The sequence below is a fragment of the Yinghuangia aomiensis genome, from assembly GCF_039542225.1.
Taxonomy (GTDB): Bacteria; Actinomycetota; Actinomycetes; order Streptomycetales; family Streptomycetaceae; genus Yinghuangia; species Yinghuangia aomiensis.
This window is the reverse complement of sequence record NZ_BAABHS010000014.1, coordinates 33,548-57,116: the sequence shown is the minus strand read 5'-3', so window position 1 is coordinate 57,116 and position 23,569 is coordinate 33,548. Positions and strand designations below refer to the sequence as shown.

The 23,569-nt window shown below is 73.0% G+C and carries 18 protein-coding genes; 7 read left to right on the top strand and 11 right to left on the bottom strand.

Annotation, left to right across the window (positions count from 1 at the left end; all coding sequences use genetic code 11):
• The first annotated feature begins 146 nt into the window (after positions 1–146).
• Positions 147–1,808 carry a flavin monoamine oxidase family protein gene (locus ABEA93_RS20260; protein WP_345677045.1) on the top strand — a complete coding sequence of 554 codons (1,662 nt, stop codon included), beginning with the start codon at positions 147–149 and terminating at the stop codon, positions 1,806–1,808.
• A 721-nt stretch (positions 1,809–2,529) separates the two neighbouring features.
• On the opposite strand, the gene ABEA93_RS20255 is transcribed toward ABEA93_RS20260, so the two are convergent.
• The 3 genes from ABEA93_RS20255 to ABEA93_RS20245 form a co-directional block, all read right to left on the bottom strand.
• Positions 2,530–3,285, bottom strand: a complete 756-nt coding sequence (locus tag ABEA93_RS20255; protein ID WP_345677044.1) for an SDR family NAD(P)-dependent oxidoreductase — start codon at positions 3,283–3,285, stop codon at positions 2,530–2,532.
• Between the two features lie 87 nt (positions 3,286–3,372).
• A complete protein-coding gene (locus ABEA93_RS20250; protein WP_345677043.1) occupies positions 3,373–3,936 on the bottom strand; it encodes a nuclear transport factor 2 family protein in 564 nt (187 codons plus the stop codon).
• 204 nt (positions 3,937–4,140) lie between these two features.
• Positions 4,141–5,253, bottom strand: a complete 1,113-nt coding sequence (locus ABEA93_RS20245; RefSeq protein WP_345677042.1) for a citrate synthase 2 — start codon at positions 5,251–5,253, stop codon at positions 4,141–4,143.
• Positions 5,254–5,680: 427 nt separating this feature from the next.
• Here ABEA93_RS20245 and pdxH point away from each other — a divergent pair, with 427 nt between their 5' ends.
• Positions 5,681–6,343 carry a pyridoxamine 5'-phosphate oxidase gene (gene pdxH / locus ABEA93_RS20240; protein ID WP_345677041.1) on the top strand — a complete coding sequence of 221 codons (663 nt, stop codon included), beginning with the start codon at positions 5,681–5,683 and terminating at the stop codon, positions 6,341–6,343.
• 57 nt (positions 6,344–6,400) lie between these two features.
• On the opposite strand, the gene ABEA93_RS20235 is transcribed toward pdxH, so the two are convergent.
• A complete protein-coding gene (locus ABEA93_RS20235) occupies positions 6,401–7,174 on the bottom strand; it encodes an SDR family NAD(P)-dependent oxidoreductase (RefSeq protein WP_345677040.1) in 774 nt (257 codons plus the stop codon).
• A 441-nt stretch (positions 7,175–7,615) separates the two neighbouring features.
• Between ABEA93_RS20235 and ABEA93_RS20230 the strand changes: the two genes are divergently transcribed.
• On the top strand, positions 7,616–8,992 hold the full coding sequence (locus ABEA93_RS20230) for an MFS transporter (protein WP_425585017.1): 1,377 nt from the start codon (positions 7,616–7,618) through the stop codon (positions 8,990–8,992).
• Between the two features lie 119 nt (positions 8,993–9,111).
• Here ABEA93_RS20230 and ABEA93_RS20225 read toward each other — a convergent pair whose 3' ends face one another.
• The 3 genes from ABEA93_RS20225 to ABEA93_RS20215 form a co-directional block, all read right to left on the bottom strand.
• Positions 9,112–10,131: a lytic polysaccharide monooxygenase auxiliary activity family 9 protein gene (locus tag ABEA93_RS20225; RefSeq protein ID WP_345677039.1), complete on the bottom strand. Its 1,020-nt coding sequence runs from the start codon at positions 10,129–10,131 to the stop codon at positions 9,112–9,114.
• 165 nt (positions 10,132–10,296) lie between these two features.
• A complete protein-coding gene (locus ABEA93_RS20220) occupies positions 10,297–11,070 on the bottom strand; it encodes a hypothetical protein (RefSeq protein ID WP_345677038.1) in 774 nt (257 codons plus the stop codon).
• A gap of 67 nt (positions 11,071–11,137) precedes the next feature.
• Entirely contained in the window at positions 11,138–11,893 is a 756-nt protein-coding gene (locus tag ABEA93_RS20215; protein ID WP_345677037.1) for a sugar isomerase domain-containing protein, read from the bottom strand.
• Between the two features lie 367 nt (positions 11,894–12,260).
• Here ABEA93_RS20215 and ABEA93_RS20210 point away from each other — a divergent pair, with 367 nt between their 5' ends.
• Positions 12,261–12,947, top strand: a complete 687-nt coding sequence (locus ABEA93_RS20210) for an iron-dependent transcriptional repressor DtxR (RefSeq protein WP_345677036.1) — start codon at positions 12,261–12,263, stop codon at positions 12,945–12,947.
• Between the two features lie 290 nt (positions 12,948–13,237).
• Positions 13,238–14,797 carry an MFS transporter gene (locus ABEA93_RS20205; RefSeq protein ID WP_345677035.1) on the top strand — a complete coding sequence of 520 codons (1,560 nt, stop codon included), beginning with the start codon at positions 13,238–13,240 and terminating at the stop codon, positions 14,795–14,797.
• A 172-nt stretch (positions 14,798–14,969) separates the two neighbouring features.
• Here ABEA93_RS20205 and ABEA93_RS20200 read toward each other — a convergent pair whose 3' ends face one another.
• Entirely contained in the window at positions 14,970–15,614 is a 645-nt protein-coding gene (locus ABEA93_RS20200; protein WP_345677034.1) for a bifunctional DNA primase/polymerase, read from the bottom strand.
• 317 nt (positions 15,615–15,931) lie between these two features.
• Between ABEA93_RS20200 and ABEA93_RS20195 the strand changes: the two genes are divergently transcribed.
• Together ABEA93_RS20195 and ABEA93_RS20190 are read left to right on the top strand one after the other, a co-directional pair.
• Positions 15,932–17,338, top strand: a complete 1,407-nt coding sequence (locus ABEA93_RS20195; protein ID WP_345677033.1) for an NsdA family TPR-like regulatory protein — start codon at positions 15,932–15,934, stop codon at positions 17,336–17,338.
• A 769-nt stretch (positions 17,339–18,107) separates the two neighbouring features.
• Entirely contained in the window at positions 18,108–19,292 is a 1,185-nt protein-coding gene (locus tag ABEA93_RS20190; RefSeq protein ID WP_345677032.1) for a hypothetical protein, read from the top strand.
• Between the two features lie 59 nt (positions 19,293–19,351).
• On the opposite strand, the gene nirD is transcribed toward ABEA93_RS20190, so the two are convergent.
• Genes nirD through ABEA93_RS20175 form a run of 3 tightly spaced genes read right to left on the bottom strand, consistent with a single transcriptional unit; the run spans position 19,352 to position 23,540 of the window.
• The gene (gene nirD / locus ABEA93_RS20185) at positions 19,352–19,741 is read right to left on the bottom strand and encodes a nitrite reductase small subunit NirD (RefSeq protein ID WP_425585016.1); all 390 of its coding nucleotides are present in this window, start codon (positions 19,739–19,741) and stop codon (positions 19,352–19,354) included.
• On the bottom strand, positions 19,738–22,338 hold the full coding sequence (gene nirB, locus ABEA93_RS20180) for a nitrite reductase large subunit NirB (RefSeq protein WP_345677201.1): 2,601 nt from the start codon (positions 22,336–22,338) through the stop codon (positions 19,738–19,740). Before nirB ends, nirD begins: the two co-directional genes overlap by 4 nt.
• A gap of 17 nt (positions 22,339–22,355) precedes the next feature.
• Positions 22,356–23,540, bottom strand: coding sequence for an NAD(P)/FAD-dependent oxidoreductase (locus tag ABEA93_RS20175; RefSeq protein WP_425585025.1), 1,185 nt, complete (start codon positions 23,538–23,540; stop codon positions 22,356–22,358).
• Positions 23,541–23,569: the final 29 nt, after the last annotated feature.

Sequence of the window (23,569 nt, the reverse complement as noted above, 5' to 3'; positions counted from 1 at the left end):
GGGGCGGCCCGCGGCCCCCGGGCCGTACGCAGCACCGCTCCGCGACGAGCGGCCGCACCACCCGCGTACGGCCCGGGGGCTTCGTGCTGCCCGCCGCCGTACCCGGCACCGCTCGCACGCTCCCGATCCGCACGAGAGGACGCCCCATGGCACGCACCAACCCGATACACGCCCTGAAGAGCATGGCCGCCGACCACGCAGCCGCCGACCGGCTGCGGATGCCCGTCGACGAGTACCGCGGCCTGCGCGACGACGCCGCGGCCGACCAGAGCGGACCCAGCCGCCGTTCGCTGCTCAAGCGGGCCGCCGCGCTGGGCATCGGCTTGGGTGTCGGCGGGGCCGTTTTCGCGCGCCCGGCGTTCGCCGCGACCGCGGTCAAGCAGATCACCACCGACAAGCGCATCGTGATCATCGGGGCCGGCATCTCCGGTCTGACCGCGGCGCTCACGCTTGCGGACGCCGGCGTGAAGACCACCGTGTACGAGGCGAACCCGTCGCGTGTCGGCGGCCGCATGTACTCCCAGAAGACGTACTGGGGGAACGGTCAGACCTCGGAGATCGGCGGCGAGCTGATCGACACCGGGCACAAGAAGATGCTGGAGCTGTGCCGCCGTTTCGGGCTGTCCACCATCGACTTCGCCGCGGCGGGGCCGGCCGGCGCGACCGAGGTGCTGAAGTTCGGCGGCACGTACTACCCGCGTTCGCAAGCCGACGACGATTTCAAGGCCATGTACCAGGCCGTACGCCGCGACTTCCAGGACGCCGGCGACATCGCCTGGAACAACGCCAACGCGGCTGGCATCGCCCTGTCGAACATGTCGTTGTACGACTGGATCGACGCGCGCGTGCCGGGCGGACACACGTCCAAGCTCGGCCAGTTCCTCGACGTCGCCTACAACGTCGAGTACGGCGCGGACACGGTGAACCAGTCCGCCTACGCCGCCGTGTCGATGCTCGGCTGGCAGACCAACCCCGGCCACTTCAACATCTGGGGCGGTTCCAACGAGCGCTACCACATCGTCGGCGGCAACGACCAGGTGCCGCAGGCCATCACCGCCGCGCTGCCGTCCGGCACCGTGCAGATGGGCTACCGCCTGGTCGCGATCCGCGCTAACGCCGACGGAACCCAGACGCTGACCTTTGACAACGGCGGAACGACCAAGACCGTCACGGCCGATCACACGATCGTCACGGTGCCGCTGCCGATCCTCCAGGGCCTCGACCTGAGCCGTGCGAACTTCGACCCGCTGATGACCAATCTGCTCCGCGATGCGCGCATGGGCTACTGCACCAAGCTCAACATGCAGTTCTCGTCGCGGCCGTGGAACGGCACGGGCCCGTGGCCGGGCGTCGCGTCCGGCGACTCGTTCAGCGACCTGCCCTACCAGCAGACCTGGGACACCACCAAGGGCCAGGCCGGCAGCACCGGCCTCCTCATCCAGTACGGCGGCGGCTCCCTCGCCTACGGCCTGAACCCGGCGGGCCCGTTCAACACCGACAGCGACCCGGCGGTCCGGTCGATCGCGTCCGGCTACCTGACGCAGATCGACACGGTCTTCCCGGGCACCAAGGCTGCGTGGACCGGCAAGGCCCAGCTGTCCGCCTGGCACAAGAACCCCTACTCGCTGGGGGCTTACTCGTATTGGCCGGTGTCCTACCTGCACCGCTATGCCGGATATGAGGGCACTCGGCAGGGCAACGTCCACATCGGCGGCGAGCACACGTCCTACGACTTCCAGGGCTATATGAACGGTGGTGCGGTCACCGGCGAACGCGCCGCGAACGAGGTGATCGCCGACCTGTCCTGACCCGGCGGCGCCGATCCTCCGGGACGGCTGAACTCCCCTGAAAATCCGATTGTTCGCGTGCCATGCGACTTCCGGGCGCCTCCGATCCGGCCCCGACTGTGCGGTTTGCAGTCGGGGCCGTTGGGCATCCATGGGCGGGCCCGGACAACCGGGTGAACGGGGCGGCAGCGAACTTGACTGATAGATAAGGATCTGTCAGTAATAGTGACAGATGTCCGATATGTAGCTAGGCAGTTAGCCGGTGGAGGGGGGTCTGTCAAGACCCAACCAAGCGTCTTTCTTGGGCAGTTGGCGACACGAGACGCCACGAACGCGCCGAAGAATCCGAGTTATCCGGTCAATCCCTGACAGATGAGTATTCTTCCTTCCGGATCTGGACCGACCCGACGCCACCGAACCGCGAGCCACGCGGGCGGAAGTGCAGGCGGTCAACGCAACACCGGAATACGAGACGCAGCACCAGCCGCAGAACCGACCGCAGTACCGGCAACAGCACCACCCCGGCACCAGCTCGACATCGACCTGTCACCCGCCCTCCCCGACTGTCGGGGGAGGGCGGTCGGCATTTCCGGCCGGCGGCGACCCGCCGCCCCGCCCGTTCCCCGCGCCGGCGCGGCCGCCCCGGGCCGCCGGTACCGTTCCGGAACCGCCCGCCGCCCGCGGACGGGAACGGTTCGTGGAGTTGTCCCTGAGGACGGATTCCGCGGCCCGCGGCGCCGGCTCACACCGTCGCGGTCAGCCCGCCGTCCACCAGCAGGTGCGTGCCCGTGATGTACGACGCCTCGGCGCCCATCAGGAACCGCACCGCGCCCGCGATCTCGTCGGGCGTGCCCAGCCGCTTGAGCGGCGGCCGCGACTCCAGCTTCGCCCGGTTCCCGGGGCGTTCGAACGCCTTGGCGAGCATGGGCGTTTCGATGTAGCCCGGGCACACCGCGTTGACCCGGATGCCGTCGGTGGCCAGCGACGCCGCCAGCGACCGGGTGAGTCCCAGCAGCCCCGCCTTCGATGCGCAGTACGCCGGGTTGGCCGGGTTGCCGACCACCGCGTTGATCGAGGCGATCCCGACGACCGCCGAGCCCTGGTGCGTACGCAGGTCGTCGAGCATGGCCCGGACCAGCAGCGCCTGCGCCCGCAGGTTGACGTCCAGCACCAGGTCCCACATGTCCGGCTCCAGGCCGGGCAGCGACCCGGAGTCGACCACGCCCGCGGCGTGCACGAGCCCGCCGAGGCCGCCGAGGACCGACCGGGACTGCTCCAGCGCCTCCGGATAGGCCCCGGCGTCGCGCACGTCGACGCGCAACCCGATCGCGGGGACGCCGTGTTCCTTCGCGACGCGGTCCGCGTGGCCGACCGCGGCCGCCTCGTCCAGGTCCCACAGCGCGACCGGCCGCCCCGCCGCCGCCAGCGCTGCCCCGCACGCGCTCCCGATGCCCGACGCGCCGCCGGTGACGATGACGCCCGTGGTGATGCCGCTCATGGTGAAGCTCCTTCCGCCCCCGTGCCCGCCGATGCTCGCCGTGTGGTCACGCCCCGCCCCCGCGCGGGCCCGGTCACTCGCCGCCGGTCACTCGCTCCCCGTCCGCGCCCAGAACTCCTGCCACGACGGCCACTTCTCGGGCAGCTCGGCCCGGGTGATCATCGGGTTGTCCGGGAAATGGAATCGGTCCGCGACCTTCAGCGGGTGCTCCAGCACGTCCGCCGCATAGAACGCCTTGGGCTTGCGGGAGCGGAAGTACCAGCGGCCGTCGCGGCGTTCGTACCGGTCCCAGTACTGCATCGGCATGACGACCCACAGGTCGCCGACCTCGTGCTCGGGGCGGCAGTAGACGACGCCGGTGGCGTGGTCGTCGTCGACGAAGTCGATGACGTGGTTGCCGATCAGGTGGAACGTGATGCCGTACGGCCGCAGCACCGGGTCGAACCACCGGGCCAGCGCCGCGCGGCCGGACCCGCCGTCGCCGGTCTGCACGTCGTCGACGAACAGCGACGCCAGCGCCGGCACGTCCCGGCTGTCCAGCGCGAGCGCGTAGCGGGCGGCCAGCTGCCGGATCTCCTCGTACGCCTCGACGCGCCGCAGCCGCCGCTCGGTGTCGGCGACGGACGCCCCTTCGGAAGCCTGTGGTGTCACGGGTGCCCCTCCGCAGACAGTGGTGACAGTTGGTTGACATAAATCAACTATCACGGCGAGGCCGCGAGAGATATGGAGTGTGGGGAGTGCCACGCGGCGGCCCGGCCGAGCGCGCCCGGGAACGCCGACGGCCCGCCTCCTTGTGGGAGTGCGGGCCGTCGGGCCGGCCGCCTGTCGAGAGCGGCGGGCCGGGAAGTACGGAGGTCAGCTGTTCTTTATGTGCACCGTGTCGTCGTAGCCCGGGACCTCGGTGACCGGGCGCGGGCCCGGGCCGATGTAGCGGGCGGACGGGCGCACGAGGCGCGAGGTGCGCTTGTGCTCCAGGATGTGCGCGCTCCACCCGGCGGTGCGGGCGCAGGTGAACATCGAGGTGAACATGTTGGCCGGGACCTCGGCGAAGTCCAGCATCACCGCGGCCCAGAACTCCACGTTGGTCGCCAGGACGCGGTCCGGGCGGCGGGCGTGCAGCTCCTCCAGCGCGGCCTTCTCGAGCGCCGCGGCGACCTCGTAGCGCGGAGCGCCGAGTTCCTTGGCGGTGCGGCGCAGCACGCGGGCGCGCGGGTCCTCGGCGCGGTAGACGCGGTGGCCGAAGCCCATGAGGCGCTCGCCGCGGTCGAGGACGCCCTTGACGTACGCCGAGGCGTCGCCGATCCGCTCGATCTCCTCGATCATGTGCAGCACGCGCGACGGCGCGCCGCCGTGCAGCGGGCCCGACATGGCGCCGACCGCACCCGACAGGCAGGCCGCGACGTCCGCGCCGGTGCCGGCGATGACGCGCGCGGTGAACGTCGACGCGTTCATGCCGTGCTCGGCGGCCGACGTCCAGTAGGCGTCGACGGCCTTGACGTGCTTCGGGTCCGGCTCGCCGCGCCAGCGGATCATGAACCGCTCGACGATGGTCTCGGCCCTGTCGACCTCGCGCTGCGGCACCATCGGCTTGTCGAGGCCGCGGGCCGACTGGGCGACGTAGGACAGCGCCATGACGGCGGCGCGCGCCAGGTCGTCGCGGGCCTGGGCGTCGTCGATGTCGTGCAGCGGTTTGAGACCCCACACCGGGGCGAGCATGGCCAGCGCGCTCTGCACGTCCACGCGGATGTCGCCGGAATGGATGGGGATCGGGAAGGACTCGGCGGGCGGGAGTCCGGGGTTGAAGGCGCCGTCGACCAGGAGCCCCCAGACGTTGCCGAAGGAGACGCGTCCGACCAGGTCCTCGATGTCGACACCGCGGTAGCGGAGTGCGCCGCCCTCCTTGTCGGGTTCGGCGATCTCCGTCTCGAACGCTATGACTCCTTCGAGCCCGGGTACGAAGTCGGACATCAGGCGGCTCCTCATGCGAATCTCGACTGACTTGTGGTGACTTGTGGCCGGGTCCTTCATACCCCGCATTACCACAACCTGTCTTCCCCCGGAGGCATCCGCGCGATACGGCGCAAGATCGTTACTGGCGCGCTCGCCGATACCGGCCGGGGGCGGCGAATCGGTGGTCTGGCGAAGACGCCGCGACGGGTCCGCGTTGTTGCTTCGCCTATGAAGTTGTGGGTGACGGTTGTCGACAGGCCACAATATCTCTCGACATCGAGATGACCTAGACGGGCCGACCACCGGGATCGTGAAGTGGGGCACACCCGGGTGGCGTATCCGCGCGATTCGCACCTTCGGGGGACACCCACACGGGTGTATCCGGGTCGCGCGCGGGCGGCCGCCGCCCCCTTCCGGTGCGGGCACCGGCCGTACCTGTCCGGGGATGCTAGGAAGAACCGTGGACCTCAACCAGCTCATGGCCATGCGCCGCCACTACCGGGGCGAAGGCATCGACGCCGGCGCGCTGCCGGCCGCCCCGATGCCGCTGTTCGCGCACTGGCTGCGCGAGGCCGTCGCCGCCGACCTGCCGGAGCCGAACGCGATGGTGGTCGGCACCGCGTCCGCCGCGGGGCGCCCGAGCAGCCGGACCGTGCTGCTCAAGGAGTACGACGACGCCGGCTTCGTCTTCTACACCAACTACGACTCCCGCAAGGGCCGCGAGATCGCCGCGAACCCGGCGGTGAGCCTGCTCTTCCCGTGGCACGCCCTGGACCGCCAGGTGGTCGTCGGCGGCACCGCCGAGCGGGTGTCGGCCGAACGCACCGCGGCCTACTTCGCGTCCCGGCCCTACGGGTCGCGGATCGGCGCGTGGGCCAGCGAGCAGTCCCGCGTCATCACGTCCCGCGAGGACCTGGAGAAGAAGTACGCCGAACTCGCCGCCCGCTTCCCGGAAGGCACCGAGGTCCCGGTGCCGCCGTTCTGGGGCGGATACCTCGTGGTGCCGGACAGCGTGGAGTTCTGGCAGGGCCGCGAGAACCGCCTGCACGACCGGCTCCGCTACCGCCGCGAAGGCGATGCGTGGGTCGTGGAGCGGCTGAGCCCCTGACCCTGCCCCTGACGCCGCCCCCGACGCCGCCCCGGGTGCCGCGGGGCGGATCCGGGGTCAGCCCGACCGGTGCACCTTGTGCTGGGCGGCCTGGGCCAGCGGGCGCAGCACCAGGAGGTCGACGTTGACGTGCGCGGGGCGGGTGACCGCCCACACCACGGCGTCCGCCACGTCCTCGGCGGTGAGCGGCTTCTCGACCCCGGCATAGACGGCGGCGGCCTTGGCGGCGTCGCCGCGCATCCGGTTGACCGCGAACTCGTCGGTCTTCACCATGCCGGGCGCCAGCTCGACGACGCGCACCGGTTCGCCGCTGAGTTCCAGCCGCAGCGTGGCGGCGATCGCGTGGGTGCCGTGCTTGGCGGCGACATATCCGCCGCCGCCTTCGTAGGCGGTGTGCGCGGCCGTCGACGACATCACCACGACCGTCCCGGCGCCGCTCGCGACCAGCGCGGGCAACAGCGCCTGCGTGGTGTGCAGCGTGCCCATGACGTTGACCTGGTACATCGCGAGCCAGTCCGCCGGGTCGCCGGTCGCCACCGGGTCCGCCCCCAAGGCGCCGCCCGCGTTCGCCACCAGCACGTCGCAGCGCGGGAGCGTGGCCGCGAACGCGTTGACCGCCGCGCGGTCCGTCACGTCGAGGGGATAGGCCGCCGCGGACTGCCCGGCCGCGCGGATCTCCGCGGCGACCGCCTCGATCCGGTCGGCCCGACGCGCGGTCAGCACCACGTGGTAGCCCGCCGCGGCCAGTCCGCGTGCGCTCGCCGCGCCGATCCCGCTGCTCGCGCCGGTGACCACCGCGAGGGGCGGGTGCGCGGAGTGCTCGCTCGTCATGCAGCGCACGGTAACAGCCGGGCGGGTGCCGCGGCCGGGACACGGCGGGTGTCCGGAAACCGCTTCCCGGCGGGCGGCCGGGACCCGGGAAACGCAGCGACCCGCAGGCCTTCCGCTCCGGGTGGAACGGTGCCGAGGGGACGTCCTCGGCGGCCTGCGGGTCGGGTGTCTGCCTGGTTTTCGCCGACCGTCTGGCTCTCTCCGTGGCGCTGCAGTCGCAACGGGCCTGACTTCGGTCGGGAGACCGGAGTGGCGGCTAGCGGGCAGCCACCTCACGCGTCCGATACTTGCTCATTGATCGAACCACCTCCTTTCCCGTGTACCGCAGAACGTAGATCGCGATCTGCCGCGGCGCAACGGATTTAAAAGGGAATTCGCAGGTGGGGCATCTCACCCGGAACCCGGGAATACAGCAGCCACTTCGTGCGCTTTGATGTGGCCGTGCCCGCCCCTCAGCAGCCGGCCGAAGCCGGCGCCGCAGACGACCCCGTTCCCATACCCGCGCCCCGCGAGAGCCCGCCCTCCGCCACCGCCGCGGACGACCGGCCGTCGGGGCGCACCCGAGGATTCGCGCGCAAGGCATTCGCCGATGTGACGCCGCTCCGCGGCTCGCCGGATTACCGCCGCCTGTGGTTCGGGTCGACGGTGTCGATGCTCGGCCAGCAGATGACCGCGCTGGCCGTGTCGGTGCAGGTGTACGACCTCACCGGCTCCAATTTCTCGGTCGGCCTGGTGGGGCTTTTCTCGCTGTTCCCGCTCGTCGCGTTCGGCCTGCTCGGCGGAGCGATCGCGGACAGCATGGACCGCCGCAAGCTCGGCCTGATCGCGTCGTCCGGCCTCGCGTGCATGTCGCTGGTGCTGGCCGTGCAGGCGGTGCTGGGGCTGCACCAGGTGTGGCTGCTCTACACCGTGGTGGCATTGCAGTCGGCGTTCTTCGCGGTGAACAGCCCGACGCGCAGCGCGATGATCCCCAGGCTGCTGCCCGCCGAGCAACTCCCGGCGGCGAACGCGCTGTCCACGATGAGCATGAACCTCGGCCTGACGCTGGGGCCGATGCTCGGCGGCCTGATCATGGGCGTGTGGAACACCGAGACGGTGTACGTCGTCGACGCCGTCGGGTTCGCCGCGTCGCTGTACGCGATGTGGCGGCTGCCCGCGATGCTGCCGGAGCGGGCGAACGGCAACGACCCGGGCAAGCCCGCGCAACGGGCCTCGGTCGCCGAGGGATTCCGCTTCCTGCGCAGCCGGCCCAATGTGCGGATGACGTTCCTCGGGGACATCGCGGCGATGGTGTTCGGCATGCCGCGGGCGCTCTTTCCGGCCATCGCCGTCGCCTGGTACGGCGGCGACACCGCCACCGTCGGCCTGCTGACCGCGGCGCCCGCGGTGGGCGCGCTCGCCGGTTCGCTGTTCTCCGGCTGGCTGGGCTCGGTGCGCTACCAGGGCCGCGCGGTGATCCTGTCGATCGTCGCGTGGGGCCTGGCCATCGCCGCGTTCGGGCTGACGAGTTGGCTGTGGCTGGGTCTGCTGTTCCTGGCGGTCGCCGGCTGCGCGGACACCATCAGCGCGGTCTTCCGCAACACGATTCTGCAGGTCGCCACGCCCGACGAGATGCGCGGGCGCCTGGCCGGCGTGTTCATCGTCGTGGTCGCCGGCGGTCCGCGGCTCGGCGACTTCGAGTCGGGCAGCGTCGCCGCGCTGGCCACCGAGCGGGTCTCGGTGATCAGCGGCGGCTTGGCGTGCGTGGTGGCGGTGCTGCTGCTGACCGCACGCCGGCGCGGCTTCTGGCGCTACGACGCGAAGAACCCGGTGCCGTAGCACGGTCGGCATCGGTCGCACGGGCCGAGGCCCCCTGATCCGGACGGAGGAGGGACGGGGACCCCGGCGCTCGTGGGGAGGTGCTGCGGTGCCGTGGTGCTGCGGTGCCGTGGTGCGGCTCAGCGGTGCGCGCGGCGGCGGGCGTAGATCAGCGATCCGGCGCCCAGCGCGAGGACGCCGCCCGCGCCGCCCGCGAGCAGCCCGACGGAGGCGCCTCCGCCGCCGGTCTGGGCGAGTTCGCCGGTCTGCGCGGCCGGGGCGGCGGCCGGGGCCACATCGGCGTCGGCTGCCCCGGGCGGGGCCGCGGACGCCGGTCCGGCGGCCTGCGGCGCGGCCGAACCGGCCTTGCCGGTCTGCGGGTTCGTACCGGCCGGAGTTCTGCCGGCCGGCGTCGCGGCGTCGTGGCCGGTGTGCCCGCCCGAAGCGCCGCCGCTCGTGTTCGCGGCACCGCCGGAGGTGCCCGCCGGTGCGGTCGGGGCCGGCTTGCCGCTGCCGTCGAAGGACACGTCCGAGCAGGAGTAGAACGCCTCGGGGCTGTCCGAGCGCTGCCAGACGATGTAGATCAGGTGGCGGCCGGACTTCTTCGGGAGCTGGCCCTTGATGACGTAGGCGCCGTTCTGCAGCTGCGGGTCGGTCGCGGTGGCGAACGGCTTCGCCTCCAGGTCGGACCACTTGAGCGGCTTGGCGACGTCGAAGCCGTCCTTGGTGATGTAGTACTCGAACGAGCCCTTGTGCGGCGCGGTCGCTTTGTAGAGGAACGTGTAGGCGCCGCCGGACGGCAGGTTCGTGGTCGGCCAGTCGGTGCGCGGCAGGTCGAGGCCGGCGTACTGCGGGTTGTTCGCGCTGCACAGCTTGCCGTCCGGGATGAGCTGCCGGTGGTTGCCGGCGGCCTGCGCGATGTTGACCGCGTTCGGGTCGTAGAACGGCTGCGGGTTGTTGCCGACCGCCGCCTTCGCCGCACGGCACGCGGACAGTGTGAAGTTCTCCGGGTTCTCGCCGCCCTGCGTCGAACACAGTTGGATGCGGCTCGGCGGGTTCTGCGACGTGCCGTGCGCGGCGGCCTCGCCCGCGCCGGCGAACCCGGCGGCGAGCGGAAACGCGGTGACCATGGCGACGGCTGCGCTGCGGCGGATCTTCATCAGGAGGTGTTCCTCTGCCTTCGGCCGGGGGTCCGGAACGGTGCGTTCGTGCCTCGACACGTGACGCTAGACCCGGCGAAACGCAGGAAACCCCTGATCGGAGCGCCTTATGGGGCTCTTAGGGAAGCGATCGGCGAGGGTTAAGGAGCCGATGAAAATCGAGGGTCAGGAAGCCTGCGCGGGCCGCGGCGCGATCCACAGGGCCTCGGCCTGGGCGGCGATCCGGCCGTCCGGGTCGTAGAGCGTCGTGGCGGTGCGCACCTTGCGGCCGTCGCGGCCGAGCAGCCGCCCCATGACGACGCAGCGGTCGCCCACGTAGGGGAGGGCGTCGATGCGGGCGGTGAACCGGCCGAGGAGCAGCAGCGGGATGTCCGCGCCGAGCACGGTCCAGGCGCCCGGGCAGTCCAGCGCGGCCCACACGAACTCCGGGCGGACCCGGGCGCCGTCGGCGTCCGCGAGGGACGCGTCGGGCACCCACGGGGTCGCGGTGGTGCCGGGCTGCTGCGGCAGCAGGCCGGGGAACAGCCGCAGCCCGTCGCCTTCGGCGCGTGCGGTGCCGCACACGAAGCAGGTCGGGAAGGGGTGTTCGTCGCGCCCGGCGAAGAACGCCGCGGACGCATCCGCGGCCAGGTCGAAGGCCACCGGGTCGACGGGCTCGAAGCCCGCGTCGTCGAGCACCGCGTCGGACGCCGCGGCGGCCTCGGCCACGAGCGTGCCGCCGTCGTGCAGCCGCAGGCCGCCCTCGTCGGCGTCGAGCACCTGCAGCGGCCGCTCCAGCGGCGGCGGCTGCCGCAGCGTGACGGTCGCCGCGGGGTGCCCGTCCAGCAGGCCCGCGAGCCGCCCCGCGACGTAGCCGCCGTTCCCCGACTCCGGGGGCCCGTTGAAGCGGGACGCGACGGTGAGGGGGCCGGGGCGGCGGAGATCGTCAGGCTCGGGCATGGGCTCCACGGTACCCAGTGGCACGCGCGGGCACGGGGCAAGCACGGCGCGGCGGGAGTGGTCTTCGTCAGCGGAGATAGAACACCCGGTCGGCGTTCTCCGCCAGCATGCGGTCGTTCCATTCGGGGCCGCCCGCGATGTTGGCGCTCATGAAGACCGGCGGTTCGACGCCCAGCGCGACCATGTGGCCGATGACCGACACCATGAGCGCCTGCATGAGGGCGGAGCACACGACGCCGGATGTCGGGCCGATCTTCTGCGGGACTCCGTCGACGGCGAGGGCGGCGTCGCCCACCGGGACGCCCGCGTCCAGCACCACGTCGCAGTTGTCGAGCAGCCGGGTCCCCGACGGGTGCCGGGACGGCTCCGCGGTGCTCGCCGCGACCGAGGTGACGCCGACGACCAGCGCGCCGCGGTCGCGGCCTAGCCTGGCCAGTTCGACCGGCAGGCCGTTGCGCCCCGAGAGGGACAGCACCACCAGCGCGTCGCCCGCGCGGACGCCCGCGCCGTCCAGCACCGGAGCGGCCAGCTCCGGCAGCTTCTCCACCGCGCTGCTCGTGGTGATCGGCCGCACCGACAGGTCGTTGCCGGGCGCGATGAGCGGGTTGGCCAGGATCAGGCCGCCGGCGCGGTAGACCACGTCCTGCGCGTTCAGCGCGGAGTGGCCGCCGCCGAACACGAACAGCCGGCCGCCGGCCGCGAGCGCCCGGGCGATCCCGTCCGCCGCGTCGTCGACCGCGGGCAGCTCGCGGTCGCGGAGCCCTTCCAGCAGCGCGATCGCCGCGTCCAGGTACCGCGCGCCCAACTCGGCCGTCTCCGCCATGCCGCCCGTCCTCTCCCGTCGCTATCCCGCCGGTATCCCATTGGTACAGACCAACGCACGGTGCGGGTTGCGGGGCACGGCTGTCAACCCCCGCCGGCCCCATACGGGCGTCCGGCGTCCGGGACGCGAACGACGGGCGAACGGGGGACCCGCATCCCGCGCGGCGGGTGACCGGCCCGCGGGGATGACGACAGAATGTCGGAACGTTGCACGAATGCGGTGTGCCGGAGCGGGCGGCGTACGCGCCAGGGCGGTTTTCCGGGCGCTGTCGACCGGCGCACCACCCGCCGGTGGTACGGACGGCTCCGGCCGCCCGTCCGGTGGGCCAGAATTGGGGCAGGACCACGAAGAAACGGAGCCGGCAGTCGTGAGTGCACTCATCGACACCACGGAGATGTACCTCCGGACCATTTTCGAGCTGGAAGAGGAGGGCGTGGTCCCGCTGCGCGCCCGTATCGCCGAGCGGCTCGGGCAGAGCGGGCCGACCGTCAGCCAGACCGTGGCGCGGATGGAGCGCGACGGGCTGCTCACGGTCGAAGGCGACCGGCACCTCGAGCTGACCGACGAGGGCCGCGCGCTGGCCACGCGCGTCATGCGCAAGCACCGGCTCGCCGAGTGCCTGCTCGTGGACGTGATCGGGCTGCCGTGGGAACAGGTGCACGCCGAGGCGTGCCGCTGGGAGCACGTCATGAGCGAGCAGGTCGAGCGCAGGCTGCTCGAACTGCTGCGGAACCCGAAGGAGTCGCCGTACGGCAACCCCATCCCGGGCCTGGAAGAGCTGGACCGCGACATGCACGCGGACGACTTCATGGAAGGCCTGGGCACGCTCCTGGACGTGGCCGGGCCGGAGGGCAAGAACGTGGTGGTGCGCCGGATCGGCGAACCGCTGCAGACCGATGCCCAGCTCATGTACACGCTGCGGCGCGCGGGCGTGCGCCCCGGCGCGGTGGTGAGCGTCCACGAGTCGCCGGGCGGGGTCATGGCGGGCAGCGGCGGCGAGGCGGCGGAGCTTCCGCCGGACATCGCCATGCACGTGTTCGTGGCGTCGCGCTAGCCGCGCACGCCGGTCCGGACCCCCGTGTGCGGGGCCCGGACCGCATGCACGTCCTCCACGGTGGGCGGGGCGCCTTCGGACCCCGCCCACCGGCATGTCCGGGGTCCGCTCCCCGCGGATTCCCCACGTCGCCCCGGGGCCCGGCGGATTCTCACGGCGGGGCCGCCGCCGCTTGAACGGAATGTTTCCTGGCGCGCGCACTCGCGACCTTCCCGGGAAACACGCGCTTGGCACCGTCGCCGCTATCCAGCAGACCGACAGCCCGCCAGGGGCAGCGACGGAGGACCCGCATGGCCACCGCGACCGCTTCGGCCGACGCCGCCGACCAGTCCCGACCGAGACTCCGCAACCTCCTGTCCTTCCGCGGGCGCTACCGCATGCTGCACCTGGCCATGCTGGCCTTCCTGTGCAGCTTCGTCGTGTGGTTCGACATGGCGCCGTTCATGGACGACATCGGCGCGGAGTTCGGCCTGACCGCCGGCCAGAAGGCCACCCTCGCCCTGTGCAACATCGCGCTCACGATCCCGGCGCGCACCCTCGTGGGGCTGCTCGTCGACCGGTACGGACCGCGCCGCGTCTACGGCAGCCTGCTGATCTTCGCGGCGGTCCCGAACACGATCTTCGCCCTCGCGCAGTCCTACACGCTGCTCGTGGTCAGCCGCCTGATGGTGTCGATCGTCGGCGCCGGGTTCGTGGTCGGCATCCGGCTCGTCGCCGAGTGGTTCCCGAAGCGGGAACTCGGCACCGCCGAGGGCTACTACGGCGGCTGGGGCAACTTCGGCTCGGCCGCGGCCGCGCTCACCCTGCCGGTGCTGGCGAGTTCGCTGGCGGACGGCGAAGGCGCGTGGCGCTGGGGCGTCGGCACGGCCGGCCTCCTCGCCGCCGTCTACGGCGTGTGCTTCCTGCTCATGGCGCGGGACGTCCCGGACGGCAAGACCTACCAGCGCGCCGCCGCCCGCAAGCCCGGCCTCCAGGTCACCAGCCGCCCCGCGGTGTTCGGGCTGATGGCGCTGCAGGTGCCGCTCGCGGTCGCGCTCGGGTTCGTCGTCTACCGGCTCAACGCGGACTTCACGACGACCACGCCGAAGGGCCCCAAGACCTTCCCCGGCGTGATCGGGGACGGCACGGCCGCGGTGCTGTACGCGGTGGTCGCGGCGTGGCTCGCGTACCAGATCCACGCGGTGGTGAAGTCGAACCGCGAGGTGCTGCGCGGCGGGGCGGCGGCCGTCGAGCCGTACCGGTTCGCGCCGGTGGGGCTGCTGGCCATCGCGTACATGGTGACCTTCGGCGCGGAACTGACCATGGCGAGCTGGCTGCCGAGCTTCTTCAAGACGCTGTTCGACATGGACACCGCGGACGCCGCCACCGCCGCCGCGTGCTTCGCCGGCACCAACCTGCTCACCCGCCCGTTCGGCGGCTGGCTGTCGGACCGCACCGGGCGCCGCAAGCTCACCCTGCTCGGGCTGCTTGCCGGGGCGTTCCTCAGCTACCTGGTGCTGTGGCGCATCGACCCCGGGTGGCCGGTCTGGCAGAGCGTCGGACTGCTCGCGCTGGCCTCGGTGTTCATCCAGGGCGGCAACGGCGCGGTCTACGCCATCGTGCCGCAGATCCAGCACCGCCTGTCCGGGCAGATCTCCGGCCTGGTCGGCGCCTACGGCAACGTCGGCGGCGTGCTGTTCACCAGCCTGATCTTCCTGCAGGTCGTCCCGCAGACGGTGTTCCTCGTCATCGGGCTCGCCTCGCTGGGCGCCGGACTGTGCTGCCTGCTCCTGCCGGGCGTGGGCGAAGTGCGTGCCGCGGCGGCGGACGGCGAGGCCGCGGCGGTGCCGGTCGCGGCGACGGCCGGCTGACGAGCCGTCGGAAAGACCGCGGGCGGCCCGGGGACGGCTTTGGGACGGCCTTGGGACGGCCTCGGAGGCAGGCCGACGGAAATCGTGCGGGATCCCGGTGAGCGCCGGGATCCCGCACGGGCGTTTTCCGGTCGTGCCGACGGGGGTGGAAAACGCCGGTCGGGGGCCGCTTTCAGGCGTCCGCCATCGCCCGTCCGCATGCGTACGCGATCGGGCTGAGCAGCTCGCGCGCCTCGGGCAGCCAGCGGTTCGCCTCGGTGGGCTCGCGCGCCCACGTCGCGGCGCCGCTCACGCCCATCGGGGACGGAGGCGCCACCACGAAGTCGCCGTCGCCGCGGCACACCAGGTCGATCGCGCTCGACCCCCAGCCGATCCGGTGGAGCATGTCCGCCATCTTGTCCCGGGCGCCCGGCAGCACGAAGAACTGCACGCGCCGGGTCGGCGTCGCGATCACCGGGCCGAGCGGCAGGCCCATGCGCTCCAGCCGGGCCAGCGCCAGGCAGCCCGCCTGCTCCGGGACGTCGATCACCTCGAACGACCGGCCGGTCGGCAGCAGGATCGACGCGTCCGGCGTCTCGCTCCACCAGCGGCGGATGAGCGCGGGCCCGCCGCCCGCCTGCTTGGCCCAGTCGCGGTGCAGCGGATGCGCGCCGGGGGCGCTGCACGCCGGCTGCCCGCAGCCGCACCGGCGGCCCTGCGGGGTGCCGTGCACGGACGTGCCGGGGACGACGTCCCAGTGGCGGTCCTCCGCGTACCGCACAGCGGTGTCTACAAGCGTTTCGCGGGCGACAGTGCGGGCCGCGGGGATCTCTTCCACGTCTTCACAACTGCGGTGCCGCACGTTGGTTACTGCGCGGGCGGGCGTTATCCGGACGTCGGTCGGAAAGTCACCCGAACGGGACGCAGGGAAGCCTGCGCCGACCGGCGCAACGGGGGCGCACGGGTGCAGCGGCGGGGGCGCATGCCGCCAAATGCCTATCCGGGTGCGCGATCGACTGGCTACCGTCCGTCACAAGTGGCGTGCGAGGCGTACCGGGCTTCCGTACCAAGGGAGTTCGCCGCCCGTGCGGTGGGGGAGCCGGCACACCGGGACTCCGGGGCGCTCCAGTGGGACTCCTGTGGGAGGGGACGCAGATGGCCGCACGGTCGCTCGCGACGCGCCAGCCCAACGAACGCCTCGCGTCGCTCATACAGGAAGCGGGCTGTTCGAACGCGGGGCTGGCACGCCGGGTGAACATGTGCGGCACGGAACAGGGCATGGACCTGCGCTACGACAAGACGTCGGTGGCGCGCTGGCTGCGCGGCCAGCAGCCGCGCGGCTCGGTGCCGAACCTGATCGCCGAGGCGCTGGGCCGCAAGCTCGGCCGCCCGGTGACCGTCGACGAAGCCGGCATGGCCGACGGGCGCAGCCTGGCGACCAACGTCGGCCTGCAGTTCGCCGCGACGCCGACCGCGACCGTGGAGATCGTCACCGAGCTGTGGCGCAGCGACGTCAACAAGCGGGATTTCCTGCTGAACTCGTCGGTGGCGGTGGCCGCGCTGGTGGCACCCAGCCGGGATTGGCTGATCACCCGGCCGGACGCCGCGGTGGCGCGGATCGGCGGGCCGAAGGTCGGCGCGTCGGACGTCGAGGCGGTGCTGTGCACCACGGAGATGCTGTCGGTGCTCGACCACCGGTTCGGCGCCGGGCACATCCGGCCGGTCGTCGTGCACTACCTCGGGTCGGTGGTGTCGGGACTGCTGAACGGGACCTACAGCGACGAGACCGGCCGGGCGCTGTTCGCCGCGGTCGCGCGGCTGACCGAACTCGCCGGGTACATGGCGGTGGACACCGGGCAGCCCGGGCTCGCGCAGCGCTACTACATCCAGGCGCTGCGGCTCGCCCAGGCCGCGGACGACCGGCCGTACGGCGGCTACGTCCTCGCCGCGGGCATGAGCCACCTCGCCGGAAGCCTGGGAAACCCGCGCGAGATAACGCAGTTGGCGCGTGCCGCGCAGGAAGGGTCGAGGTCCGCCGCGACCGGGGAGGGAGCGACCGCGACGACGATGGCCATGTTCCACGCGGCGGAAGCCCGCGGGCACGCGCAGCTGGGCGACGTGCGGGCGTGTGAGAGCGCGCTGGGGCGGGCCGAGACCGCGATGGAGCAGTCCCGGCCGGGTGCGGACCCGGCGTGGATCGCGCACTTCGACCGGGCTTACCTGGCCGACGAGTTCGCGCACTGCTACCGCGACCTGGGCTTGCCGCGCCAGGCCGAGGAAGCGGCGCGGGCGGCCCTGGCGGGCCACGCCGAGACGCGGGTGCGGCGGCGGGCGGTCGACACGCTGCTGCTGGCCACCGCGCAGCTCCAGCAGAACCGGCTCGACGAGGCCTGCGCGGTCGCGACCGACGCGCTGGGGCTCGTCAGCCGTCTGCACTCGGCGCGCGGCCAGGAGTACCTCCGCGACTTCCGCCGCCGCTTGGCGGCGTTCGACGGCGAACCGATCGCCCGCGAGTTCCTGGACGCGGCCCGGTCGGCAGGGGAGGAGGACATTCCGGCTTAGTCCGTGTCTGGTGGATCGAAGATCCACCAGACACGGACCAAGGGGCCGGGGGCCGGCCCGCGGCGCTCACCGCGGACCGGCTCCCCGGACCCCGACCGGGGCGGCCCGTGCCGCCCCCACCGGACGGCCCGCGCCGCGTCCCGTGACGCCGCAACCGGGGCGCAGGCCAGCCGGGCCATGCGATACCCCCGGCGTCCTCGGGGCCGACGCCGGGGGTATCCGCATGCTCGGGGGTGGGTGGGGGCCGGTTGCGGCGTCGGGTGGCGGGCAGGATGGGGAGCCGACGGCGTGGGGGCGGACCGGACGTTTCGGCGGTGCGTGCCGGGCAGGCGACGCCACCCGGGGGTGCTGCGCCCGGACCCTTCGGCGGCGCGGCAGAGTGCGTGCCGGGCCGGGTGCTCTGCGGGCGGGCGTCGTTCTGTGGTCGAGCCGCTTCGCGGTCCTGCCGGGGTCCACGGCGCCACGGCCCTGTCCGGCGCCCGAGTCGCGGGTCGCGGTCTGCCGGACGGGGGTCTGACGCAGTGTCAGGCGCGCATTCGGGCCCGTCGGTTGGGCTCTCCGGCCGAAACTGTTCGTGGCGGGACCGAACCGCTGTTCGTGTGTCGAGCGTCTCGGCTAGCGTCAAGGGCGACTCAACGGCGAAGACGCGAGCCGGCACGTCCGGCCCGAGGCACAGGGAGAACGAGATCGTGAGCGAGCGCGGCGAGCGGATGACCCGGAGCACGGGTGCGCTTCGCGAATGCGGCGCGTGGCGCGTGCGGGGTGCGGCGTGAGCCGCCCCGGCGGGCGCGGGGCGGATCCCGGCGAGCCGAGGGAAGAAGGCCTGTCCATCTTCGGCCCGCTGGAGCTGCCGCGCGACGAGACGGACTACCGGCAGCCGGCGTACGACCCGGACGACTACGGCGACGCGGGCGGAACCCGCGTGGCCACGCCGTCGATGCTGCTGCCGCCCCCGGGTGCGGGCGCGCCCGTCTACCCGGCGGGCCCGCCGCCCGGTTACCCGCCCGGTTACCCGTCGCCCGTCGGCCCGCCTCCGGTCTACGGCCCGCCCGCCGGGCCGGCACAGCCCGGGCCGCCGCCGGCCGGTTCCCCGGCGGGTGCGCCGCCGGACGAGGACCCGTTCGGGAACCTCTTCCGGCCCGGGACGTCGACGGGGCCCGCGCCGGCTCCCTACGCGTCCGCTCCGCCGCTCTCCGTCCCGCCGCCGCCGATGGGCGGCCCCGGCGGCCAGCCGCAGTACGCGCCGCCCGCGATGCCGCCGCGCCAGGACGACTACCCCGGTGCGCCGTCCGGCCGCGGGCGGTCCGTGCCGCGCGGGGCGCTGGTGGCGGGCGGGATCGGCGCCGCGGTGGTGCTGCTGTTCGCGGGCCTCTTCGCGGCGGGAGCATTCGACGGCGGGGACGGCAAGGCCGATGCGGCGAACAACGCCGGGGCCGGCTCCGGCGCGCCCACGGCCTCGGGGTCCGCCGGGGCGGCGCCGCCCTCGTCCGCGCCGGCGCCCAAGACCCAGGCGCAGGAACTCGACGAGCTGATGGGGTTGAGTGCGGGCGCGCGGGTCAAGGTCAACGGGGCGGTGACCGAGATCCAGAAGTGCGGCGACGTGCAGAACGCGGTGCAGACGCTCAACGACGCGGCCGCGCAGCGCGACAAGCAGATCGCCCGGCTCGGGAAGCTGAAGACCGATCAGATCGCCAGTGGCCCGCAGCTGGTCGACTGGCTGCGCAAGGCGTGGACGGCGTCCGCGAAGTCGGACCGGTCGCTGGCCGCGTGGGGCACCGAGAACGCGCAGGGCGAGTGCCGGGACGGCAAGCGCGCGAAGGACGAGGGCAAGAACAAGCGCGCCGCGGACGACGCGGGCAAGGAAGCCACCCAGGCGAAGAACAAGGCCGTGGCGCTGTGGAACCCGGTGGCGACCCAGTCGGGCCTGCCGACCCGGGCGGCGACGGAGATCTAGGCCGTGCGCCACCCGGGTGGCCGGGGGGCCTCGCCTGCCGCCCCGGCCCGTCGTGGTGCTCAGGCGACCTTCGCGCCCGCGGTCTGCCGGATCCGGACCCCGTAGACCGGCAGCGCGGTGGGTTCGTCGTCCGCGTCCAGGCACAGGCCCGTGCGCAGGTCGAACGCCTGCTTGTACATCGGTGACGCGACCACCGGCACGTCGCCGCGCGAGCCGAGGATGCCGCGCGAGATGACGTGCGCGCCGCTGCACGGGTCGTAGTTGCCGACCGCGTACACCTCACCGGTGCGGTCCAGGAACACGGCGACCTGGGCGCCGTCGACGAGCGCGGCGACGCCGCGGCCGGGGATCAGGTCGGTGATCCGGCACACCGGCGTCCAGTCGGTGCCGGCGGCGATCTCGACGAGGGCGTCCACGGGGTGGGCCGTGGTGTCCGCGAGGGTGCTCACGAGGTGCGTACCTCCAAGGTCGGGCCCGCGACCAGGGCGGGCGAAGCGAGGACGGTGCCGTCCTCGCCGGGCTTGGCGGGGCGGATCTGGGCGCGTTCGGGGACGAACGTGACGGTCGGGTCGGGCGTGCCGGGCGCGTTGACGAACGACACGAACCGGCGCAGCCGCTCCGGGTCTTCGAGGGTTTCGCGCCATTCGTCCGCATAGGTGGCGACGTGGCGCTGCATCAGCTCGTCGAGGTCGTCGCAGATGCCGAGCGCGTCGTCCATGATCACCGCGCGCAGGTGGTCGAGGCCGCCTTCGAGGCGTTCCAGCCACGGCGCCGTGCGTTCCAGGCGGTCCGCGGTGCGGATGTAGAACATCAGGAACCGGTCGATGGTGCGGATCAGCGTGTCCCGGTCCAGGTCGGCGGCGAGCAGGTCGGCGTGCCGGGGCGTCATGCCGCCGTTGCCGCCGACGTACAGGTTCCAGCCCGCCGACGTGGCGATGACCCCGAAGTCCTTGCTCTGCGCTTCGGCGCATTCGCGGGCGCACCCGGACACCGCCGACTTGAGCTTGTGCGGCGACCGCAAGCCCCGGTAGCGCAGCTCGAGTTCGATGGCCATGCCGACCGAGTCCTGGACGCCGTAGCGGCACCAGGTCTCGCCCACGCACGACTTCACGGTGCGCAGCGCCTTGCCGTACGCGTGCCCGGACTCGAACCCGGCTTCGACCAACCGCTGCCAGATGACCGGAAGCTGGTCGACCGAGGCGCCGAACATGTCGATCCGCTGCCCGCCGGTGATCTTCGTGTAGAGCCCGAAGTCCCGGGCGATCTCCCCGATGGTGATGAGGCCTTCGGGGGTGATCTCACCGCCGGGGATCCGCGGCACGACCGAGTACGAGCCGTTGCGCTGGAGGTTGGCGAGGAAGTGGTCGTTGGTGTCCTGCAGCGACGCCTGCTCGCCGTCGAGGATGTGCCCGTTGGACAGCGACGCGAGGATCGACGCGACGGCCGGCTTGCACACGTCGCAGCCTTCACCCGTCCCGTGCTCGTCGACCAGCCGCGCGAACGAGGTGATGCCGCGGACCTGCACGATCTCGAACAGCTCGGCGCGGGTGTAGCCGAAGTGCTCGCACAGCCCCTTCGCGACCTCGACGCCCTGCGCGGCGAGTTCGTCGTTGACGATGGTCGTCAGCATCTTCACGCACGACCCGCAGCCGGTGCCCGCCCGCGTGCACTTCTTCACCGCGGGCACGTCGGCGCAGCCCTGCTCGGCGACCGCCGCCCGGATCGCGCCCTTGCTGACGTTGTGGCACGAGCACACCAGCGCCTCGTCGGGCAGCGCCGACGCGCCGATCGCCACCGGCGCGCCCGCCGACGCCGGCAGCACGAGCTGCTCGGGCGGGGCGGGCAGCGCGGCCCCGGACAGGCACAGCGGGCGCAGCAGGTCGTACGAGTCCGCGTCGCCGACCAGCACGCCGCCGAGCAGCGCCCCGTCCGCGCCGACCACGAGCTTCTTGTACACGCCTTCGCGGGTGTTGGAGTACAGCACCTCCAGGCACCCTTCGGCGGTGCCGTGCGCGTCGCCGAAGCTGGCCACGTCCACACCCAGCAGCTTCAGCTTGGTCGAGGTGTCCGCGCCGGTGAACGAGCCCGATCCGCCGCTGAGTTCGTGCGCGACCGTCTCGGCCATCTGGTAGCCGGGCGCGACCAGGCCGTAGACCCGGCCGTCGGCCGCGAGCGCGCATTCGCCGATCGCCCAGATGCGCGGGTCGGACGTGCGGCAGGTCGCGTCGACCGCGATTCCGCCGCGTTCGCCGACGTCCAGGCCGCACTCGCGGGCGAGCTGGTCACGCGGCCGGACCCCGGCGGAGAACACCACCAGGTCGACGCCGAGCGTCTCGCCGTTCGACAGCGCCATGCTGCGCACCCGGCCGGCGTCGTCCACGCCGACCTCCTGGGTGCCCGCGCCGGTGTGCACGGCCACGCCGAGGTCTTCGATCTTGCGGCGCAGCGCGTCGCCGCCGCCCGCATCCACCTGGATCGCCATCAGCCGCGGCGCGAACTCGACGACGTGCGTCTCCAAGCCCATCGCCTTCAGCGCGCCCGCGGCCTCCAGGCCCAGCAGGCCGCCGCCGACCACCGCGCCGACCCGGGACCCCGCGGCCCACGACTCGATCGCCTGGAGGTCCTCGATCGTGCGGTACACGAAGCAGCCCTCGGCGTCGTGCCCCGGCACCGGCGGCACGAACGGATAAGAACCGGTGGCCAGGACGAGCGCGTCGTACCCGAACACCGCGCCGCTGCGCGCGGTCACCGTGCGCGCCTCGCGGTCCACGGACACCGCCGGGTCGCCGAGCCGCAGGTCGATGCCGTGCTCGTCCAGGAACCCGGCCGGGACCATCGACAGGTCCTCGGCGCTGCTGCCGGAGAAGTACGAGGTCAGGTGCACCCGGTCGTACGCCGCGCGGGGTTCCTCGCACAGCACGGTCACCTGCCAGCCGCCGCCTTGCGCGGCCAGCGCTTCGAGGAACCGCTGGCCGACCATGCCGTGGCCGACCAGCACCAGCCGGCCGCCGGCAGGGGAACGGGCAGGGACAGAGGAGGGGGTCATCGGGGAGGAAGACTCGATCACTGGGGGGCTCCTTGCGCGATGAGCAGGTGCAGGGGGTCCTCGGGGACCGCTTCGTCCCGTTCGTAGGCGTGGGTCAGCGCGCCGACGGTCGCCAGGTCGCCGACGAGGATGCCGCCGACGAGCCGGTCGCCGTGCAGCACGAGCTTCTTGTACGAGCCGCGCGTCGGATCCGCGAGCCGGATCACGTCGTGCAGCCCCGGCACCGCGTCGACGTCGCCGAACGCGGCCACCTCCACCGGGCCCGCGGTCAGCCGCGCGAACGTCCGCGACCCGCTGTAGACGGCGCCGCCGCCGCACAGCCGGTCCGCCAGCACGTCCGCCTGCTCCCACGCGGCGCCCGCCAATCCGTGGACGCTGCCGCGGTGTTCGGTGCAGTCGCCGATCGCGAACACGTCCGGCGCACTGGTCGCCAGACGGTCGTCCACGACGATCCCGGTGCCGACCTCGACACCGGCCGCCCGCGCCAGGCCGACCCGGGGACGAACCCCGCAGGCCAGCACCACCAGGTCGGCGTCCAACCGGTACCCGTTCGCGAGCGCGACGCCTTCGGCGCGGTCGGTGCCGAACAGGGACTTGGCGCGGTTCTCCGCATACACCTCGACGCCCAGCGCCCCGAGCGCGCGCCGCAGCGCGTCCCCGGCCGCCTCGTCGAGATGACGTTCCATCAAGTACGGCGCCTGGTGCACGACCTCGACCGGCAGGCCGCGGGCCGCCAACGCCCGCGCCGCGCTCACCCCGAGGACTCCGCCGCCGACCACCACGGCCCGCCGCGCCTCCGGCACCGCGGCCGCCAGCCGCGAACCGTCCGCAAGAGTGCGGAACGCGTGCACGCCCTGCTTCAGTTCGCCGCCTTCGCCGGTGTTCGACGTGCAGTGCAGATTGCGGATCGGCGGCAGCACCGGGTTCGAGCCGGTCGCGAACACCAGCGTGTCGTAGCCCGCCGCCGTCCCGTCGGCCAAGCGCAGCGTGCGCCCGGCCACGTCCACGTCGACGACCTCGCAGCCGGTGCGGACGCGTGCCCCGCCGGTCGGCAGCCGGACCGCGTCCGGCGCGAACCGCCCGGTCAGCACATCCGCCAGCAGCGCCCGGTTGTACGGCGCCTGCGGCTCGTCGCCGAACAACGTGATCTCCGCACCCGCGTCCCGGACGAGCACCTGCGACGCCAGCCGGGCCGCGGCCATGCCCGCCCCGACCACGGCGATCCGGCGGG